Source organism: Amycolatopsis saalfeldensis, from assembly GCF_900110575.1.
In the GTDB taxonomy this organism is placed as follows: domain Bacteria; phylum Actinomycetota; class Actinomycetes; order Mycobacteriales; family Pseudonocardiaceae; genus Amycolatopsis; species Amycolatopsis saalfeldensis.
Genome location: NZ_FOEF01000003.1, coordinates 397,379 through 416,705, shown reverse-complemented (window position 1 = coordinate 416,705; position 19,327 = coordinate 397,379). Strand labels below are relative to the sequence as shown.

Annotated in this window: 18 protein-coding genes and 2 pseudogenes; 12 read left to right on the top strand and 8 right to left on the bottom strand. The window is 72.9% G+C overall.

All coding sequences use genetic code 11. The annotated features are described in order from the left end of the window. Positions 1 to 374: 374 nt before the first annotated feature. Positions 375 to 740, top strand: coding sequence for a hypothetical protein (locus BMY97_RS09560; protein ID WP_091615580.1), 366 nt, complete (start codon positions 375 to 377; stop codon positions 738 to 740). Between the two features lie 520 nt (positions 741 to 1,260). Here the strand turns inward: BMY97_RS09560 and BMY97_RS09555 are convergent. Further along, a complete protein-coding gene (locus BMY97_RS09555; protein WP_091615577.1) occupies positions 1,261 to 2,262 on the bottom strand; it encodes an NAD-dependent epimerase/dehydratase family protein in 1,002 nt (333 codons plus the stop codon). Positions 2,263 to 2,694: 432 nt separating this feature from the next. Here BMY97_RS09555 and BMY97_RS09550 point away from each other — a divergent pair, with 432 nt between their 5' ends. Genes BMY97_RS09550 through BMY97_RS09540 form a run of 3 tightly spaced genes read left to right on the top strand, consistent with a single transcriptional unit; the run spans position 2,695 to position 5,416 of the window. Further along, positions 2,695 to 3,651, top strand: a complete 957-nt coding sequence (locus BMY97_RS09550; protein WP_218156735.1) for an amino acid ABC transporter permease — start codon at positions 2,695 to 2,697, stop codon at positions 3,649 to 3,651. After that, on the top strand, positions 3,648 to 4,430 hold the full coding sequence (locus tag BMY97_RS09545; protein WP_091615575.1) for an amino acid ABC transporter ATP-binding protein: 783 nt from the start codon (positions 3,648 to 3,650) through the stop codon (positions 4,428 to 4,430). The genes BMY97_RS09550 and BMY97_RS09545 overlap by 4 nt, the downstream gene beginning before the upstream one ends. Further along, complete coding sequence (locus BMY97_RS09540) at positions 4,427 to 5,416, top strand: transporter substrate-binding domain-containing protein (protein WP_091615572.1); 990 nt, start codon at positions 4,427 to 4,429, stop codon at positions 5,414 to 5,416. Before BMY97_RS09545 ends, BMY97_RS09540 begins: the two co-directional genes overlap by 4 nt. Positions 5,417 to 5,481: 65 nt before the next feature. Here the strand turns inward: BMY97_RS09540 and BMY97_RS45885 are convergent. From BMY97_RS45885 to BMY97_RS09525, 4 genes and pseudogenes are all read right to left on the bottom strand, one after another. After that, a pseudogene (locus BMY97_RS45885) lies at positions 5,482 to 5,644 on the bottom strand (IS30 family transposase); the annotation flags it as partial. After that, a pseudogene (locus tag BMY97_RS48285) lies at positions 5,644 to 5,959 on the bottom strand (transposase); the annotation flags it as partial. The pseudogenes BMY97_RS48285 and BMY97_RS45885, both read right to left, overlap by 1 nt. Positions 5,960 to 6,027: 68 nt before the next feature. Further along, positions 6,028 to 6,735 (bottom strand): GNAT family N-acetyltransferase, encoded by a 708-nt coding sequence (locus BMY97_RS09530; RefSeq protein WP_091615569.1) that lies wholly within the window; start codon positions 6,733 to 6,735, stop codon positions 6,028 to 6,030. 16 nt (positions 6,736 to 6,751) lie between these two features. Then, positions 6,752 to 8,116, bottom strand: coding sequence for an aminotransferase class I/II-fold pyridoxal phosphate-dependent enzyme (locus BMY97_RS09525; protein ID WP_177231251.1), 1,365 nt, complete (start codon positions 8,114 to 8,116; stop codon positions 6,752 to 6,754). A 372-nt stretch (positions 8,117 to 8,488) separates the two neighbouring features. Here BMY97_RS09525 and BMY97_RS49335 point away from each other — a divergent pair, with 372 nt between their 5' ends. After that, positions 8,489 to 8,731 carry an ATP-binding protein gene (locus BMY97_RS49335; protein WP_091615565.1) on the top strand — a complete coding sequence of 81 codons (243 nt, stop codon included), beginning with the start codon at positions 8,489 to 8,491 and terminating at the stop codon, positions 8,729 to 8,731. Positions 8,732 to 9,209: 478 nt separating this feature from the next. After that, positions 9,210 to 10,160, top strand: a complete 951-nt coding sequence (locus tag BMY97_RS09515) for a sensor histidine kinase (protein WP_218156734.1) — start codon at positions 9,210 to 9,212, stop codon at positions 10,158 to 10,160. Here BMY97_RS09515 and BMY97_RS09510 read toward each other — a convergent pair. Further along, on the bottom strand, positions 10,135 to 11,406 hold the full coding sequence (locus tag BMY97_RS09510) for an MFS transporter (protein ID WP_425425245.1): 1,272 nt from the start codon (positions 11,404 to 11,406) through the stop codon (positions 10,135 to 10,137). The two genes, BMY97_RS09515 and BMY97_RS09510, sit on opposite strands and share 26 nt — an antisense overlap. 74 nt (positions 11,407 to 11,480) lie before the next feature. Between BMY97_RS09510 and BMY97_RS09505 the strand changes: the two genes are divergently transcribed. The 4 genes from BMY97_RS09505 (at position 11,481) to BMY97_RS09490 (ending at position 14,341) form a co-directional block, all read left to right on the top strand. Further along, on the top strand, positions 11,481 to 12,431 hold the full coding sequence (locus tag BMY97_RS09505; protein WP_091615558.1) for a LysR family transcriptional regulator: 951 nt from the start codon (positions 11,481 to 11,483) through the stop codon (positions 12,429 to 12,431). Positions 12,432 to 12,509: 78 nt separating this feature from the next. Then, complete coding sequence (gene msrB, locus BMY97_RS09500; RefSeq protein ID WP_218156733.1) at positions 12,510 to 12,986, top strand: peptide-methionine (R)-S-oxide reductase MsrB; 477 nt, start codon at positions 12,510 to 12,512, stop codon at positions 12,984 to 12,986. A gap of 10 nt (positions 12,987 to 12,996) precedes the next feature. Continuing rightward, entirely contained in the window at positions 12,997 to 13,503 is a 507-nt protein-coding gene (gene msrA, locus BMY97_RS09495) for a peptide-methionine (S)-S-oxide reductase MsrA (protein WP_091615552.1), read from the top strand. 70 nt (positions 13,504 to 13,573) lie between these two features. Further along, positions 13,574 to 14,341: a DUF427 domain-containing protein gene (locus BMY97_RS09490; protein ID WP_091615549.1), complete on the top strand. Its 768-nt coding sequence runs from the start codon at positions 13,574 to 13,576 to the stop codon at positions 14,339 to 14,341. On the opposite strand, the gene BMY97_RS09485 is transcribed toward BMY97_RS09490, so the two are convergent. Beyond that, complete coding sequence (locus BMY97_RS09485; protein WP_091616258.1) at positions 14,334 to 16,727, bottom strand: WS/DGAT domain-containing protein; 2,394 nt, start codon at positions 16,725 to 16,727, stop codon at positions 14,334 to 14,336. The genes BMY97_RS09490 and BMY97_RS09485 overlap by 8 nt on opposite strands. Before the next feature lie 55 nt (positions 16,728 to 16,782). Continuing rightward, complete coding sequence (locus tag BMY97_RS09480) at positions 16,783 to 17,736, bottom strand: DMT family transporter (protein ID WP_245787236.1); 954 nt, start codon at positions 17,734 to 17,736, stop codon at positions 16,783 to 16,785. A gap of 161 nt (positions 17,737 to 17,897) precedes the next feature. Here BMY97_RS09480 and BMY97_RS09475 point away from each other — a divergent pair, with 161 nt between their 5' ends. Then, complete coding sequence (locus BMY97_RS09475) at positions 17,898 to 18,551, top strand: VC0807 family protein (protein ID WP_342744015.1); 654 nt, start codon at positions 17,898 to 17,900, stop codon at positions 18,549 to 18,551. Beyond that, positions 18,551 to 19,315 (top strand): SDR family NAD(P)-dependent oxidoreductase, encoded by a 765-nt coding sequence (locus BMY97_RS09470; RefSeq protein ID WP_091615544.1) that lies wholly within the window; start codon positions 18,551 to 18,553, stop codon positions 19,313 to 19,315. Before BMY97_RS09475 ends, BMY97_RS09470 begins: the two co-directional genes overlap by 1 nt. Positions 19,316 to 19,327 lie beyond the last annotated feature (12 nt).

The window sequence follows — 19,327 nt, the reverse complement described above, 5'->3', positions numbered from 1 at the left end:
ATCGCCGGCCGGGCGCGGCGCGTTTCCGGCCTCGGGAGCTTCCGGCGGGACGGCTCCGATGCTAACCGTCCTTGCCAGGCCGCCAACAGGCTTGCCACTCGACGGTGGTGACACTTGTCGATGAAAGTGTCACTCCACAGTCGACGGTAGGAACGTCGTTATCTTGTCGACTCAGCTAGGCGGGGCGGTTCGTGTTCCAATGAGTGCACTTTCTCCGGCGTTGTCACTACTTCTACAGAACATCAAACTTTCGGCTAGAAGACAAAGTATGTCCTCTCACTCTAATGGGTGAGCGTGCTAGCGTCCGGATCATCAAGGGGACGAAGCGAGCGCCGTGGCCACGGCGGCACACACCGGACCGGAAGGCGGGGGCCATGACCGACCCAGCTCCGTTCGACGTCGAAGCCGGCCTCCGGGAACTGATCTCCCGCGGTTACCAGTTCGTGCACCCGTCCGACGAACAGGGTGAGGTGCTCGCCGTCGTCGGTGTGCGGGCGCACGGTTCAGTGGTGGACGTGATCCGGCTCAACGCCGAGGACGACGTCGCCGCCGCGCGCCTGCCCAGCACCGAGGAACAGGTGCTCACCCCGCGGACCTGGCTGTGGCGCTCGACCGGCACCGCCGCCGAGGTGTTCCCCGAACTGCTGGCCCTGCCCGAAGACGACGAGCCCGAAACCCCCTCCGGCGGCTGCTGGGTGCCGGGCCCCGGTGCGCGCGCGAAGTGGCTCGCCGCCAGCTGATCGTCCACTGGGACCCGGACGGACCGGTCACCGGCCCCACCGGTCGACCGCGCGGCAGCCATTGTCGGTGGCCGACCGGGCGACCATTGCCAGCGCCCCACCCGGCGACCATCCCCCAGCACCCAACCCAGCGACCATTCCTGACGCCCATCCCCCGGCGCCCCAGCCAGTGACCATTCCCGACGCCCCACCGGGCGACCATCCCCCAGCGCCCATCTCTCGGCGGCCCATCCAGCGACCATTCCCGGCGCCCCACCCCACGACCATCCCCAGCATCCAGCCCGGCGACCATTCCCGGCGCCCAGCCCTCGGCGGCCACCCAGCGACCATTCCCCACCGCCCAACCCTCGGCGGCCACCCAGCGACCATTCCCCAGCGCCCATCCCCGGCGCCCCACTCAAAGGCCATCCCCCAACGGCCCCACCCGGCGACCACCCCCAGTGCCCCACCCAGCGACCGTGCGGCGACCGCCCGTGAGCCTACCGAGCAACCGTCCACCGTAGACAATGGCCGCCGCGTTTCACAGGCCTGCCAGCACTTCCGTCTCCTCCGCTGCCGACAGTCCCGAGCGCCGCTCGCGGTCGAGGCCGAGGTTTCGCTCCGTGTCGAGGGCGCCTGCGACGGCGTCGGCCAGCGGGTGGGTTCGCAGGCCCGCCGCGAGGGACGGTGCCGGGTCGTGTGAAGCGAGGCCCGCGTGGTCGGCGGGCAGCCACAGTGGCAGCGAACGCGGCCCGCTCCACGGGTTGACGCCGGCGGCCGTCAGCTGGGCGTCCGTGGCAGGCACCAGCTCGGCGTCACCGCCCACTGCCGCCGCGATGTCCGCCAGCAGCGCGCCGAGCGGGCGGATCGGGCCGACGCCGTCGAAGGTGCCGCCCAGACCGGTTTCGGCCGCCGTGACGATCCACTCGGCGAGGTCACGCACGTCGAGGTACTGCACGGGCCGGTCCGACGCCGGCACGAGCACGCGCCCACCGCGGGCGAGGCGGCCGGGCCAGTAGCCGAACCGGTCGCTGCTGTCGCCGGGACCGGTGATCAGGCCGGGCCGCACCACGAACGCGCGCTCCCCCAACGCCGCGCGCACGGCGTTCTCGGACGCCGCCTTGATCGCGCCGTACAGTCCGGCCCCGCCCTCGGCACGCAGCTGCTCGACCGTCGCGTGCTGTTCGAGCGGCTCGTGCACCGCACCGGTGGCCGGGGTCTGCCCGCGGGTTTCCGCGTCGGTGTAGACGCTCACCGTGGAGACGAACGTCCAGTGCCCGGCGCGTTCCGCGAGCGCGCCGAGCGCCCGCGTGACCCACGGGAACGAAAGCGGCGCCACGTCCACGACCGCGTCGAACTCCTCGCCGTCGAGCGGCGCGAGCCCGTCCTCGGCATCCCGGTCGACGCGCACCAGCTTGACGCCGTCGGGCACCGTGCCGGACTCCCCGCGCGCCGCGCACACCACCTCGTGGCCGCGCCGCGAAGCCTCCGCCGCCACCGTCCGCCCGACGAAAACCGTTCCGCCCAATACAAGAAGCCTCATGCCCCCACCCTGTCGCCCGTCCCGCCCGGGCGCCACCACTCTCGCCGAAGGCGAACAACCGCGAGGCAGGAAGCGGCCGACGCGGTCCTCGCGGCCAAGACCCGGCTGGGCGCAGCTGGCCGAGACGCTCGACGCGCCGCTGGCGTGGACCACCTCGGCGCTGCTCGGCCGGCACCGACCATCATGGAGCCCCTCCACGAGCAGTTCGGCGACGCCCGTCATGTCCGGTCCCACTCCCTGAACACCGTTGACGGACAAGCGTATTTCCTTCTAACTCCACAATGGACAGTCCTGGTACAACACCGGCACAAAGACCGTCGGCCACCTGCCCGGTTCAGCATGTGGGAGTCCGGAGAGGACACTCGACACGGCGGATCGCGCGGGCGACAGTGGCTACCGGCCGCACGCCCCGCCGTCCCCCAGGAGCCCCTGTTGAGTTCTCCCCCGGCCACCAGGCCCGCCGCCGAGCCCGCGGGTGACGAACGCCTGCGTGAGCTCGCCGCCCGGAAGGTCGTCCCGCTGCGGAGGCCCGGCCGCTGGGTGGCCGCCGCCGTGGTGCTCGTCCTGCTGGCCCAGCTCGCCCACGCGCTGGCGACCAATCCGGTGTTCCAGTGGGACGTGTTCGGCTACTGGTTCTTGCGGCCGGTGATCCTCGACGGCCTGCTGCTCACGCTGGAGCTGACCGGCCTCAGCGCCGTGTTCGGGCTCGCCGGCGGGGTCGTGCTCGCCCTCATGCGGCTGTCGAAGAACCCGTTGCTCCAGGCCGTTTCCTGGGCCTACGTCTGGATCTTCCGCTCCATCCCGCTGATCGTGCTGCTGCTGTTCCTGGCCAACGTCACCGCCCTGTACAGCACGCTGAGCCTCGGCATCCCGTTCGGCCCGTCGTTCGCGCGGTTCAGCGCGACCGACCTGCTCAGCTTCTTCGTGGTCGCCGTGCTCGGGCTGAGCCTCAACGAAGCCGCGTACGCCGCCGAGATCGTGCGGTCCGGCATCATCTCGGTGGACCAGGGGCAGCTCGAGGCCGCCGCGGCGCTCGGCCTGCCGCGCTCGCGCCAGTACCGGCGGATCATCCTGCCGCAGGCGACGCGCGCGATCGTCCCGGCCTACGCCAACCAGCTGATCGGCCTGCTCAAGGGCACGTCGGTCGTCTACATCACGTCGCTGCTGGAGCTGTTCGGCGTGGTGGAGACCCAGGCCAGCACGAACAGCGGGCAGATCATCCCGCTGCTGCTGGTCGGCACGGTCTGGTACGTGATCCTGACCAGCGTGCTGTCGGTGGTCCAGTACTACGTGGAACGCTACTTCTCCCGCGGCGCGCTGCGGACCGTCCCGCCGACGCCGTTGCAGCGCTTCCGCGCCCGGTTGCGCTCGATGGGGGTGGCCCGGTGAGCGCCACCGTCCACGTGCGCAGCGCCGTGAAGTCCTACGGCACCACCCGGGTGCTCGACGGCATCGACCTGACCGCGCCCGGCGGCCAGGTGACGGCGGTGATCGGGCCGTCCGGCTCGGGCAAGTCGACGCTGCTGCGCACGATCAACCACCTCGAACGGCTCGACAGCGGCTACGTGAGCATCGACGGCGAGCTCATCGGCGTGCGCGTGCACGGCGACCGGTTCAAGGAGCTGAGCGAACGCGCCATCCTGCGGCAGCGTTCGCGCATCGGGTTCGTGTTCCAGAGCTTCAACCTGTTCCCGCACTTGACGATCCTGGACAACGTCGTCGAGGCGCCCGTGGTGACGCAGCGACAGCGCCGGGCCGACGCCGAGGCCCGCGGACGCGAGCTGCTCGCGCGCGTCGGCCTGGCGGACAAGGCCGGCGCCTATCCGCGCCGGCTCTCCGGCGGGCAGCAGCAACGCGTCGCGATCGCGCGGGCACTGGCGCTGGAGCCCCGGCTCATCCTGTTCGACGAGCCGACGTCCGCGCTCGACCCGGAGCTCGTCGGCGAGGTGCTCGCCGTGATCAAGGACCTCGCCCGCTCCGGCACCACCATGATCGTGGTGACGCACGAGATCGCGTTCGCTCGTGAGATCGCCGACCACGTCGTGTTCCTCGACGCCGGCCGGGTGGTCGAGCAGGGCCCGCCCGCCACCGTCCTCGACCGTCCCGCGCACGAACGGACCCGGGAGTTCCTCGGCCGCGTCGTCCGCACCACCCAGGAGAACCGATGAGAACCCGCTCGATCCTGCCCGTGCTCGCCGCCGTCGCGCTGCTGGCCGGCGCCTGCGGCGGCGCCACCGAAGCCGCGACCAGCCCGCGCGGACCGCAGTCCGTCACCGTCGCCGGCAACACCGCCGACGCGAACCCCGTGCAGCTCAGCGTGACCGCGGTGCCGGAGATCCGCGCCAAGGTGCCGAAGAAGATCCTCGACAGCGGGAAGCTGGTCATCGGCGTCGGCGCGCTGCCGTCGGGGTTCCCGCCGCTGGCCTACGTCGGGGCCGACCAGCGGAACCTCACCGGCGCCGAGCCGGACCTCGGGCGCCTCGTCGCCGCCGTGCTCGGGCTCACCCCGGAGGTGCAGAACGCTTCGTGGCAGAACCTGTTCGTCAGGATCCAAAGTGGACAGTTCGACGCCGGGTTCTCCAACATCACCGTGACCGAGCAGCGCAAGCAGCAGGGCTTCGACTTCGCCTCCTACCGCGAGGACAACCTCGGCTTCGAGGTGAACAAGGCCGATTCCTGGAACTTCGACGGGAACTACGAGGGCCTCGCCGGCAAGACGGTGGCCGTCGACTCGGGCACCAACCAGGAGAAGATCCTGCTGGCGTGGCAGGGAAAGCTGAAGTCGGAGGGGAAGAAGCTCGACGTCCGCACGTTCGGGGACAAGAACAGCACCTACCTCGCGCTGTCCGCGCACCGCATCGACGCCTACTTCGCGCCCAATCCCGGCATCGCCTACCACGCCGCGCAAACCGCGAAGACCCCGAACCCGACCCGCGGCGCGGGCAAGTACTCCGGCGCCGGATCCTCGCTGCAGGGCCTGATCGCCGCGACCACCAAGAAGGGAAACGGCCTCGCCCCCGCCCTCGCGGACGCGATCGACTACCTGATCGCGCACGGCCAGTACCAGAAGTGGCTCGCCGCCTACGGCCTCGGCAACGAAGCCGTGCCGGCCGCCCAGGTGAACCCGCCCGGGCTGCCGCTGACCGACTCCTGACCCGGCCCGGGCTCGCGGGTGTTTAGGACGGGGTGGATTCATGCGATCGTCGCAACGTGATCTATTTAGGACAGTAGTATGGTGGGTCGTTCGGCTGGGGTGTCCCAGCCGAGGGGTTTTGCAGGGGCGGCCGTTGAGTTCGGCGGCCACTTTCGCGAGGTCCTCGGGGTTGTGCGCCGAGAGGTCGGTGCCTTTGGGGAAGTACTGGCTGAGCAGGCCGTTGGTGTCAGCCTGGCAGTGATCTGTTCCGGGGACCACCGTGCCGACAGGTCCTGCTGCACCCGCTCGGCCAGAACCGGGTCCGCGGCCAGTGTGGCCGTCTTCGGCCGTCTCGCGCTGCTCGGCCGCGCGCTGTGCAGTGCTGGCCCGATAGCCCTCCGCAGTGCTGTTGCGGTCCAGTTCCCGCCCGATCGTCGAACGATCCCTGCCCAGCCGCCGCGCGATCTCCGCCTTCGGCAGCTCCCGGGCATACAGAATCATGATTTCCTCCCGCTCCGCCAACGAGAGTTAGCGACCCGACGTGGCCTGCGGCGCGTTGCTGATTGTTGCAACGACCCCCAGAACCCAAACCGTCCTAAACACTCACAAGCCCTGAAGCCCGGGCGAGCGCCTTAGCGGGCGTGGGTGCCGAGCCGGTCGTCCGCGGGGACGCGGGCCCGGCCGAGGACCGTGCGGCGGCGCAGGCGGAACCCGAGCGTTTCGTAGAGCCGGATGGCGTTCGTGTTCGTCGCGGCGGCGTGCAGGAACGGGGTCTCGCCGCGGTCGCGGATGCCCGCGGCGACGGCGTGGACCAGGCGGGCGGCCAGGCCCCGGCCACGGAAGGCCGGGTCGGTGCAGACCGCGCTGATCTCCGTCCAGCCCGGCGGGTGCAGCCGTTCCCCGGCCATCGCGACGAGCGCGCCGTCCCGGCGGATCCCCAGGTACGTGCCCAGTGCGACGGTGCGCGGCCGGAACGGGCCGGGTTTCGTCCTGGCGACCAGGTCCAGCATCTCGGGCACGTCGGCGGCGGTCAGCCGGACCGCCTCGGGGTCGGGCGCGGCGGCCACGCGGTCGTCGACGAGCTGGACGCCGGCCGCCGCGCGCAAGACCTCCCAGCCGGGCGGCGGCGGGCCGGCCTGCGCGGGCAGCGGCACCACCGCGCCCGGGCCGGCGAGGTCCGCGATGTCCCGCCAGACGTGCTCGTCGGGCTCGTCCGGCACCGCGAGGAACGGCGCGACGTCCACCGGATACCGCAGCACCTGCCCCTTCCGCTCGGCGAAGTGCGCGTGCGGGCCGGTGAGCGAAGCCCACGCGGCGTTGCCCAGGACGGACTCGGTCATCGGTTCCTGCCCTCGCTCAGGCCGACCGCTGCGGACGGCGGTCCGCGGCCGTGGCGATCATCGTCGCGAGGTCGGCCACCAGGTCCGGGTCGTCGGGGAGCTGCCCGATCGCGACGCGGATGTGCGGCGCGGGCGGCTGCCGGGCGAAGCAGCGGGTGCCGGGTCCGGCCGAAACGCCGTTCGCCGCCAGGGTGACCAGGGTGCGGGTCTCGTCCGGCACCGGGACCCACAGCGCCAGCCCGTCCGCCGGGGAAACCCGGATCCCGTTGTCCCCCAACGCGTTCGCGAGCGCGGCCCGGCGCTCGGCGTAGCGCTGGCGCGTGCGGCGCAGCAGCACGCCGGTGGCCGCGTCGGTGAGCAGGAACGTCTGGGCGTCCTGCAGGATGCGGCTCGACCAGACCAGGCCGAACGTCCGCAGCTCCCGCACCCGCTCCACCAGCGGCGCCGCGCCCGCGAGCACACAGCTGCGCAGCTCCAGGCCGAACGCCGTGCAGTACGAGCGCACCAGCAGCACCCGGTCCGGCAGGTGCGTGCCGACGCTCGCGGCGGGCGCGGAGGCCAGCGGCCCGAGGTCGTCGTACTCGATCACGATCGGGCCGGCGGCCAGCTCTGCCGCCAGCGCGGCGGCGCGGCCGGCGGGCACCGAATGGCCCAGCGGCACGTGCGCCCGCGGCTGGTAGACGAACGCGGCGGGCCGGTGCGCCAGCGCGGCCGCGAGCGATTCCGGCCGCGGGCCGTCCTCGTCGCAGGCCACCGGGACGACGTGGATCCGGGACCGGCGCAGCATTTCCAGCAGCCACGGCGCCGTCGGCTCCTCCACCGCGATCACGTCGCCGGGTCGCGCGACGGACTGGCAGGCCAGCGTGATGCCCTCGTGCCCGCCCGCCGCGACCGTCCAGGCCTCGGCGGGAAACGGCCAGGTCGGCTTCGCCGCGGCACGCAGCCGTGGGGTGATGAAATCCTTGGAGGAGCTGTTCAACCGCTCCGTGCGCACCCCCGCGGCGACGGCGTCCTCCAGCGGCGGCAGCAGCGCCGGGTCGGGCAGGCCGTGTTCGAGGTCGACGGTGCGCCAGCCTTCGAACGACCTCGCCGCCGCCGGACCGGGCGGTGGCGCCAGCACGGTCGTGCCCCGCCGACGTCCCGTGCCGATCAGCCCGGCCGTGCGGAGCTGCGCCCAGGCCTCGGCGATCGTCGTCGGGCTGACGGACAGCTCGGCGGCCAGCGCGCGCACCGTCGGAAGCCGGGCGCCGGGCAGCATTTCGCCGTCACGGATCAATCCGGAGACGGCGCTCGCGATGCCGCGGGCCGTCCGCTCGCCGATCCGGGTGACGAGCCAGCCGAGCCCGACCGGTGCCATCGCCGTGATCTCGCCCGTCGCCACGCCCCGGCTCCCCTCGTCGCGATGCGGCGGACAAGATCCGCCGCGCACCGAAGCTAAGCCGGAAACCGATGGGCGCCAACCGGTTTCACATCCTGGTCGGTTCGGACAATTCGCGGGAAATGTCGGTCCAGTTTGTACGGACATTTGCCGAGTGCTGCGACGCTGTGCCGAAATCTCCGCTGTACCAAGGAAAATCGGCGCTGACGAGGTGCATCTCCGATGCAGCGGGCCGGTTACGCCGAACCGGTGCTGTCCGGCGACGGCGGCGACATCGCCCTGATCCGCGTGCACCACCTGTCCGGCGGCGCGGTGTGAACGGCCCCGCCACTCCCGGAGCCGCTGATCGAGCCGGGCCGCGCGCCGGCCAAGGGGGTGTCCGGGCGCGGCATCGGCGGTGGCCGACACCGCCGAGCAGCGTGCTCGACCTCCTCGCGACGATCCGGGACGGCGAGCTCACGGTCGTGGTCACCCGACGACGGCGCCGGGAACCCGCCCGAGGACACCCACGGCCGGGGCCTGCTGCTGATCCGCAGCCTCGCCGACACCAGCGAATGCCCGCGGCGACCGGACGGCACGACCGTGACCATGCGCCGGAACACGGCGCGTGACCAGTGACCGGAACCCGGCGGCGTAAGCTGCCCGCCATGCAGCTGCCGGGCCGGCCCGGGACCCCCCGCGAGAAGCACAATCAGTGCCCGCGTCGCCGAGCCCTGCCCACCACCCAGCCACCGGCCCGGCCCGGGGCCCTCCCCACGCAGCTGCCGGGCCGGCCCGGGACCCCCCGCGAGAAGCGCACTCAGTGCCCGCGTCGCCGAGCCCTGCCCACCACCCAGCCACCGGCCCGGCCCGGGGCCCTCCCCACGCAGCTGCCGGGCCGGCCCAGGACCCCCCGCGAGAAGCGCACTCAGTGCCCGCGTCACCGAGCCCTGCCCACCACCCAGCCACCGGCCCGGCCCGGGGCCCTCCCCACCCAGCTACCGGCCCCGCCCAGGACCCCCCGCGAGAAGCACACTCAGTGCCCGCGTCACCGAGCCCTGCCCACCATCCTGCCTCTTCCGCCGGTTCCGGCATGCTCGCCGGCGGGACACCGCGCGTGACGGCCCTGCCTGGGGCCGGCCGGGCGCACAGTGAGCACCAGGCCTTCTGCCACTCCTCCGACGAGGAGTTCCTGGCGCTGGCCGTCCCGTTCCTCCAAGCCGCGGTGAAGTCGGGCGAGCCGGCGCTGGTGTCGTTGGAGCCGCGGCGCGCCGAGCTGGTGTACGAAGCCGTGGCGGATCCGGCCGGGCTCACCTTCGTCGCCGCTGGTGACCTGTACGCGCGCCCCGCTTCGGTGCTCAAGGCGTACCGGAAGCGGATGGCGGACTACGTCGCCGCTGGCGCCTCGGACATCCGCATCGTCGGTGAGCTGCCGCCGGTCGCGTTCGGCTATTCCTGGGACTGGTGGGCGCGGTACGAGTCGGCGGTGAACCACGCCTACGCCGAATTCCCGGTGCGGACGCTCTGCGCCTACGACACCCGGGTCGCGCCGCCGCACGTGCTCGACGACGTCCGGCGGACCCACCCGCTCGTCACCGGCCCCGACGGGGTGTCCACAGCGGACTACATCGAGCCGCGGGCGTTCCTCACCGCGCCGTGGCCGGTGCCGCCGCACCCGGTCCAGCTCCGGCCGCCGCAGCTGGACCTGGCCGACCCGGAGCCCGCGGCCGCGCGGCGCGCGGTGACCGAAGCGAACCGGGCGGCGCTCTCGCCGGACGCGCTGGACGACCTGGTGCTTTCGGTCAGCGAGGTCGTGACGAACGCGCACCGCCACGGCCGCGGCCCGGTCCGGCTGCGCCTGTGGTCCGACGACAGCCACGCCGTGGTCACCGTGCACGACACCGGCCCGGGCCCGGCCGACCCGTTCGCCGGGCTGCTGCCCGCGGCCGACCGCACCACCGGCGGGCTCGGGCTGTGGCTGGCGCACCAGCTGTGCGAGCACGTGGCGATGGTCCGCGACGACCACGGGTTCACCGTCCGCCTCACCGCCGGGCGGCTGCCCCGCTAGACGCGCTGAACGCCCGGCGGGCGGAGAAGCCCAGCAGCACCAGCTCCGCCACCGAAAACCCCAGCAGCGCCACCGAACTCGGCACCCACACCACGGCGAGCCCGACGGACAGCACCGGCACCACGAGTCCCGCGTACGCCGCCAGGAACAGCGCGGCGAGCACCTCGCCGCGCGAAAGCGGGTCGGCCAGCGCGGCGACGGTCCCGACCGACGCGCGGAACCCCAGCCCCACCCCGGCGCCGGCGAGAATGCTGCCGGCGAAGAACAGCCAGAGCGTGGGCACGAACACCGAAACCGGCAGCACGACCAGGCCCGCCACCATCGACGCGTAACCGATCCGCAGCTGGAGACCGGTCGCCATCGGCGCGAAGAGCAGCTGCGCGAGCGCCGCCGAGCCGAGCATCGAGAACGCGGCGATCCCGGCCAGCAGCCGGCCCGATTCGTGCAGGCCCTGCGCCAGCAACGTCGGCGCGAGCGCCATGAACAGCCCGGTGATCGCGAACGCGGCGAAGACGCCGATCGCCGCGCCGACGAACGCGGGCCGGGCCGCGGGCGGCAGCGAGATCCGCTGCGGCCGGTACGCCGGGCGCTCCTCGCGCCGCTCGACGGTTTCGGGCACCAGGCTCACCGCGAGCGCGCTGACCAGCAGCAACGCCAGGAAGACCAGGAACGGCGTGGTCAGCGGCCCTCGCGCGAACTGGGCGAAGAAGCCGCCCACCAGCGGGCCGAGCGCGAGGCCGCCCATGTTGACCACGGTGGCGACCAGGCCCGCCCGGCCCGGGTCCTCTTGCGGCCGCGCGATCGCGCGCAGCTCCGAAAGGTGCGCGGTGGCGGTCGCGGTCAGCGCGCCGATCCCGGCGCCGCACACCAGCCGGGCGACGATGAGGCCGGGAACTTCGGGCCACACCAGGAAGATCACCGCCGAAAGCGCTTCGGTGAGCGTCGCGGCGAGGATCACGCGACGCCGGCCGAGCCAGTCGCTGACGTGGCCGGCGAGGTACAGGCTCGCCATCACGCCCACCGCGTACGCGGCGAAGACGACGGTGATCACGAAGGTCGGGAAGCCGTCTCGCTGCTGGTAGAACGCGTACAGCGGTGTCGGCAGCGTCGAGAAGGAGAGGGACACGGCGAACGCGAACGCGATCACGCGGAATCCCCAGCCGTGGCTGACGCGCCGGACCGGGGACAGGACGCGAGGGGCGATGTCGAGCATGGTGGCCTTCCGGGAGAAGCTGGTGCCTTCCACGATGCCCGCGCCGACTCATTCGGTCCAACGAAAAATAGTGGTCAGAGTTATCGCGAGAGGCGATAATCCAGGTCGTGGAGACCCGTCAGCTCGAGTACTTCGTCGCGGTCGCCGAGGAGCTGAGCTTCACGCGCGCCGCCCAGCGGCTGTTCACCGTGCAGTCGACCGTGTCCGCCACGATCCGGACCCTCGAGACCGAGCTGGGCGCGACCCTGTTCGACCGGTCGACGCGCCGGGTCGCGCTGTCGGCGGCGGGCAGCGCGTTCCTGCCGGAGGCCAAGGCCGCGCTCGAAGCCGTCGACCGGGCGCGCTCGGTGGTGCAGGAGGCCTCCGCCGGCCTGCGCGGGAGCCTGCGGATCGGGACCATGAGCAGCATCGGCGCGCTCGACCTGCCCGCGCTGCTGGGCGCCTTCCACACCCAGCACCCGCTGGTGGACCTGCACGTCACGGTGTCGACCACCGGCTCCACCGGCCTCGCCGAGGACATCCGCCACGGCCGCCTCGACGTGGCGCTGCTGGGCCTGCCCGAAACCGAGCTGGCCGGGCTGGCCGTGCGGGAGCTGCTCGCCGTGCCCTACCACGCGCTGGTCCCCGCGGACCACGAGCTGGCCGGGCGGGCGGAGATCGGGCTGGCGGACCTGGCCGGCGAACGCTTCGTCGACACCCCGCGCGGGTTCGGCAACCGGATCGCCGTCGACCGGGCCTTCGCCGTGCTGGGCTCGCCGCGGCGGGTCACCGTCGAGGTGGCGGACCTGCGCGCGGTGCCCAGCTTCGTCGCCGCCGGGCTGGGCGTCGCGGTGATCCCCGACGTCGTGCCGCTGTCGGTGCCCGGCGCCACCGTGGTCCCGCTCACCGACCTCGACTTCACCTGGCCGCTCACCGCCGCGTCCCACGCCGGGCGGCCGCCGAGCCGCGCGCTGCGCACCCTGCTCGACCTCCTGGACGAGGGCGTGCTGGGCGGCATACCTTACGAAACTCCGACAGCTCCCGCCACCGCGCGGCGGCGGAATAGAAAACGGCCGTAGATTGTCGTTATGACCGCACGTCCAGGTGCGTTTCACCTGGTTCCCCAGCCCGCGCCGAGAGGCCGTGAAGGGAGAGCTGTGTCCCACGAACAGACGTCCCAGCAGGCGCAGTACCGCCGGAACCCGGAAGCCGTCGCCGGCCTTTCCGCCGAGCAGTACCGCGTGACCCAGCAGGACGGGACCGAGCGGCCGTTCGACAACGTCTACTGGGACAACAAGGAGCCCGGGATCTACGTCGACCTGGTCTCCGGCGAGCCGCTGTTCGCCTCGGTGGACAAGTACGACAGCCGGTCGGGCTGGCCGAGCTTCACCAAGCCGATCGAGCAGGCGAACGTGGTGGAGAAGAAAGACTTCAGCCTCGGCATGATCCGCGCCGAAGTCCGGTCGATGCATGGCAACAGCCACCTCGGGCACGTCTTCGAGGACGGCCCGGCCGACCGGGGCGGTCTGCGATACTGCATCAATTCCGCGTCGTTGCGCTTCATCCACCTGAACGACCTGGAAAAAGAGGGTTACGGCGCGTACCGGACCCTCTTCACCGCCGAGAGCGAGTAAGGAGATACCCATGGCTACGAAGAAGGCGATTCTCGCCGGCGGCTGTTTCTGGGGCATGGAAGAGCTGTTCCGCCACCAGCCCGGTGTCGTGACCACGCGGGTCGGCTACAGCGGCGGCGACGTGCCCAACGCCACCTACCGCCGGCACGGCAACCACGCCGAGTCCATCGAGGTCGTCTACGACCCCGAGCGGACCGGCTTCCGGGACCTGCTCGAGTTCTTCTTCCAGGTCCACGACCCGACCACCAAGGACCGCCAGGGCAACGACCTCGGCGCCAGCTACCGCTCGGCGATCTTCTACACCGACGACGAGCAGAAGCAGGTCGCCGTGGACACGATCGCCGACGTCGAAGCCTCCGGCCTCTGGCCCGGCAAGGTCGTCACCGAGGTGACCCCGGCCGGCGACTTCTGGGAAGCCGAGCCCGAGCACCAGGACTACCTGCAGAAGTACCCGAGCGGCTACACCTGCCACTTTCCCCGCCCCGGCTGGAAGCTGCCGAAGCGGGCCACGGCCTGACCCGACGAGCGGCGCGCGGACCCCGGGTTCGCGCGCCGTTCGCGTTTCCACGACTTCCCCAGGAGCAGCCATGCCCGGTTACCCGGCGATGATCACCGAGACCGACCACGTGGAGCCGGTGCCACGGCGGATCCGCGCCACCCTCGGCGGCCGGGTGGTGCTGGACACCACGCGCGCGCTGTACGTCTGGGAATGGCCGCCGTACCCGCAGTTCTACATCCCGGTCGCCGACGTCACGCCCGGCTTGCTCTTCGACGAGGACCACCCGCAGCGGCTCAAGCGCGGCACCGCCCGCCGTCACGCCCTGCGCGTCGGCGAAGTCGTGAAGCCCGCGGCTGCTCGCGTGTACGGCGAAGACGCCGTCTCCGGTCTGGCCGGCCACGTGCGTTTCGAGTGGGCCGCCCTCGACTCGTGGTTCGAGGAGGACGAAGAGGTCTTCGTGCACCCGCGCAATCCGTACACGCGGGTGGACGCGCTGCGCTCGACCCGCCACGTCCGCGTCGCGCTGGAAGGCGTGACGCTCGCGGAGTCGTCTTCGCCGGTGTTGCTGTTCGAGACCGGCCTGCCGACGCGCTACTACTTCAACCGCACCGAGGTCGACTTCACCCACCTCGTGCCGACCACCACGGTCACGGCCTGCCCGTACAAGGGCCGCACCACCGGCTACTGGTCGATCCGCACCGGCGGAACCCTGCACCAGGACCTGGCCTGGGCGTACGACTTCCCGACCGTCGCGATGACCCCGATCGCCGGGCTGGTCTCGTTCTACAACGAGAAGCTCGACATTTTCGTCGACGGTGAAGAGGTCCCCCGGCCTTCGACGCACTTCTTCAACTAGCCAGGGCTTGGAGGTCCGCGAAGGCCTCGGTGACCCCGGCGGCCAGGCGGTCGCCCCGCGCGGTGTGCGCGGCGGGGACCGTGACGCAGACGGTGACCCGGTCGGCCCAGGTCATCACGCCGACGGCGACCGGGACACCGGGCGCGAGCGACAGCACCGGGTAGGCGGTCCGCATCAGCGAGCCGTTCAGCGACACCGGTGAGCGCGCGCCGGGCAGCACCGAGGCGATCACGCTGAACCACGTGCCGCGGTAGACCAGGCGCGCGAGCCGGCGGTGCAGCCACGGCGGCAGCACGCCGAGCACCCGGACCACGGCGTTGCCCGCGCGCGGGGCGCCCCGGCCGACCTGGTCCCGCAGCGAATCGCGGGTCACGGTCACCCGTCGCGTCAGCTGCATCGGCCCGGCCGGCAGGTCCACCGACGCCGCGCCGGTGTGGTTGCCCAGCTGCCGGAACGTGCCGGTGTCGCGAATGGACATCGGGATCAGCACCCGCACGCGCTCCGGCGCGCCCGCCCCGAGTTCGCGGTGCAGCGACTCCGCGAGCAGCGCCAGCACCAGGTCCGTGGTCGGCACGCCGAGCCGCCGCGCCGCCGCCCGCACCTCCGGCGCCGGCAGGTGCGCGCGGGCGAAATGCCGTTCCGGGCCGTCGATCCCGGTCTCCCAGCGCACTCGCGGCGCGGTGCCGGCCCGGGCCAGCGCCCAGACTCCGCGGGCCAGCCGGGCTGCCTCGGACTTCGCCGCCGAACGGGGTCGCGTGAACCGGACCGCTTTCAGCCGTTGCGTGAGGTTCGTCCGCCCGGGTGGCGGCGCGATCACCGGGGCCTTGCCCCGTGCCCGGCCGACCAGCGCGCCGATCACCGCGATCCCGTCGCTCGCCGCGTGGTGCAGGGCGATCAGCAACGCGCCCTGCCCGCCGGCCAGGCCGGTCACCAGCCGCGCGCGGCACGGGTGCTCCGGCGTGACCCCGGCGGAGAAGAAGGCGTCCATCTCCGCGGTCAGCGCCGTCTCGAAGTCCGCGCCGGGTTCGGCCTCGGAGCCGGTGAGGATGTCCTCGGCGCCGCGCGCCGGGTCCTCCTGCCACTTCGCGCGCCACAGGCCGCCGCCGGGCAGCAGGCGGGCGCGCAGGCCGGGCAGCGCGGTGAGGAAGTGGACCGCGTCGGCGTGGGTGACCGGGGTGCCGTCGGCCTTCGGGTCGAGCATCAGGACGGCCCCGACCTGTTGCGGCACTTGAGGAGTGGCCACATGGAGGAACAGCGCGTCCTCCGCGCGCAGCCGCTGCGGCGCCGGGTTCCGCGGGCCTTCCGCCAGCGACTCCAGCACCGTCGTCAGCGGGGTCGCCGAGTCGCAGTGCCGCGTCGCGGCCTCGGCCATCGACTTGAGCCGGTCCGGCTCGGCGAGCAGGGCCTGGACCGCCGCCGCCAGCTCACCGTCCTTTTCGGACACCAGGGCGAGGCCGGCCTCGGCCATCAGCCGGGCGTTCGCCCGGCCGTGCGCGGCGATCGGGCGGTGCATCAGCACGGGGCGCCCGCAGGCGAGCGCCTCCAGCCCGGTCGCGCCCCCGGCGTTCATCACCACCACGTCGGCGGCGATCGTGTAGCGGGCCATCTCCTCGGTCCAGCCGAGCACGCGCAGCCGCGGGTCGCCGATCCGCCGCAGCTTCCGCGCGAGCGCTTCGTTACGGCCGCAGACGGCGACCGGCAGCACGTCCGGATGCGCGCCGAGCAGCTCCAGCACCGTCTTCCGGAGGTCGCCGAAACCCAGTGAGCCGCACGAAACCAGCACGACAAACGCTTCCGGCGGCAGGCCGAGCTGCTGGCGGGCACCCGCGCGGTCGCCGGGCCGGAACCCGGCGCGCACGGGCGGGGCGGACACGGCCACCGCGGCGGACGGCGAGCAGCGCCGCGCCGGGCCCACCGCGACGTCGTGCATCACCAGGGTGAGGTCCGCCGAGCCGTAGACCCAGAACGGGTGCGGCGCGAAATCCGGGACCCACGCGCCGATCCGCGCGTCCAGCCGGCCCCGGCGGCGCAGCCAGGCCAGCCCCGCCGTGGCCATCGGGTAGGTCGAGAGCACCACGTCCGGGCCGAAGCGGGCGACCGGCCGGGCGAGCCGCCGGCCGGACCACGCGCCGACCAGGCGCCGGGTCACGGCGGCGAACCAGGCGACCCGCCAGATCGCGGTGTAGAAGAACTCGTACAGCCACGGGGTGCTCTCCACGTTCGCCACGTACGTGCGGCGAAGCAGCGGCCCGACGCCGGGCCCGAGCACGTCGAGGGTGTCGAGCCACTGCACGGTGGCCCCGGGCCAGCGCTCCCGCACGGCGCCTTCCAGCGCGCGTCCGGTGGCGTTGTGCCCCTCCCCGATGTTCGCCGAGACGATCAGCACGCGCTCCAACGCGCCCCCTTCGCCGGTGCGGTGCGGCGGCACGGCCACCGCGGTGTCAGCAGGTGGATCCGGCCAGACCGTACCCGTCGTCCGGGTCCGATCCGGGCTCCGCGGCCTCGGTGGGCTCCGGCGCGGCGGACAGGTGCGAAGCGCGGGTGGCGAGCAGCGCGATGCCGACCACGATCACCAGCCCCGCGGCCGCCTCGCCGGCCAGCGCGAGCGGGCTCCCGTTGGCCGACTCGCCCATCCAGGACAGCCCGATCGCGACGCCCACCAGCGGGTCGAGCGCGGTGATCACGGCCAGCGCCGGGGTGAGGAACCGGCCCTGCTGGAACGTGTTCTGGCTGAGCAGGAAGCCGAACGGGCCGATCACGCAGACGAGGTACAGCGTCCAGTGCCGGAACGGCTCGTCGAAGCCCACCCGGAACTGGCCGGCGACCACCTTCATCAGGCCGGCGGTCAGGCCGTAGAGCACTCCGGTGGCCACCGCGAGCCCCAGCGTGCGCAGCGAACCCGAGCCGGTGAACGCGGCGAGCACCATCCCGGCCGCGGTGACCGCGGCCAGCGCGATGCCCAGCGGCAGAAGGGCCGGGCCGGTCAGCAGCACGTCGCCGTTGCCGCTGGGCCGGGCGATCAGGATGAACGCCGCGAGGCCGACGACGCACAGCACCGAGCCGCCCACCATCACGCGGTCCGGCAGGCGCTTCTCGAACCGGGCCGAGGCCAGCCCGGCGAAGATCAGCGAGGTGATGAGCAGCGGCTGCACGATCAGCAGCGGCCCGAACGCCAGCGCCGCCAGCTGCAGCCCGAGGCCGAGCAGGGTGGCGGCGATGCCGATCAGCCACAGCGGCCTGCCGATCAGCCGGCGGAACAGCGTGAGGTCGAGCGGCTTGGTCGTTTCGACCTCTTTGGTGGCCCTGGCCTGCGCGGCACTGGCCAGGCCGATGCAGACGGCGCCGGCCACCGCGGCCGGGACGGCCACGAACAGCGACACCCCGGTCGCGCTCACGGAGCAGTCACCTCACACCATCCCCATCCGGCATGCCTATGCTGTGGGAACTCCCGGCCGCCTGAGTACACCGGCTCCCGGGTGCCCAAGACCGGGCTTTCAGTGACCCCGAGGGGACGGCTGCCCCGTACCGGAGGTACTTCAGCTGCATGCGACACTCCATGACGATCGACCTCCCCTCGTTCCGCAACCTCGTGTTCGGCGGGGGACGGCATCTGCTGGAGTCGACGCTGATCCCGGCCGGGCTGTTCTACCTCCTCCTGACGCTGGTGAGCTTCGACAGCGGGGTCCTCGCGGCGCTCTGCTGGTCGGCCACCGTGCTCGTCACCCGGCTGGTCCTGCGCAAACGCGTGCCGGCGGTCCTGCTGCTCACCACCGCGCTGCTGATCGCCCGCACCGTGCTCGGCCTGGCCACCGGCAGCACCTTCCTGTACTTCCTGCAGCCGACATTACAGAACTTCGTGGTGGCCAGCCTGTTCTTGGTGTCCGCGCCGTTCAACCGGCCGCTGCTCGCGCGCCTGGCCGGTGACTTCTGCGCGTTCCCGGACGCGCTGTCCGGCCACCCCGGCATGCGCCGCTTCTTCCAGCGCGTCTCGCTGCTGTGGGCCCTGGTCTTCGCGGTGAACGGCGCGGGCACGCTGCTGATGCTGGCCAAGGCCACCGTCGGCAACTTCCTGATGGTCAGCACCGCGGGCTCCTACACGCTGGTGGGCATCACGATCGCCGCCTCGCTGTGGTGGTTCCGGCGCTCGCTGCGCTCCGAGGGCATCGTGCTGCGGATGGGGGCGCGCCCGGCCGCGCTGCCGGGGCTCTGATGCCCGCTCGGCCGGCCGGCCCGACGGTCCTGGTCACCGGCGCGTCCTCAGGCATCGGCGAGGCCGCGGCCCGCCGGTTCGCCGCCGCTGGCGCGCACGTCCTGCTGCACGGCCGCGACCGCGCGCGACTGGCCGCGCTGGCCGCCGAGACCGGCGGCACCCCGCTGGACGCCGACCTGGCGGAACCGGGCGCCGCGGCCGGGCTGGCGGAACGCGCGACGGCCGTCACCGGGCGGGTCGACGTGCTGGTCAGCAACGCCGGCCTCGGCTGGGCCGGGCCGCTGCCGGACCTGCCCGGCGCCGAGCTGGAACGGCTGGTCGCGGTGAACCTGACCGCGCCGCTGGAGCTGACCCGGACCCTGCTGCCCGGCATGCTCGCGCGGGGCCAAGGCCGGATCGTGTTCGTGACGTCGATCGCCGGCCGCACCGGCGTCGCGGGCGAAGCGGTGTACGCGGCAACGAAGTCCGGCCTCGACGCCTTCGCCGACAGCCTGCGTTACGAGCTGCACGGCACGGGCGTCGACGTCGGCGTGGTCGTGCCCGGAGTGGTCCGGACGGCGTTCTTCGACCGCCGCGGCACGCCCTACACCCGCACGACCCCGCGGCCGGTGCCGGCCGACCGGGCCGCCGCCGCCGTGCTGCGCGCCGCGGCCCGCCCCGGCGACTACTACGTGCCCCGCTGGCTGCGCCTGCCCGTCGCCCTGCGCGGCGCGGTCCCCGGCGTCTACCGCGCCCTCGCGACGAAGTTCGGCGCTTCCAGCTGAAGCCGGCCCGGG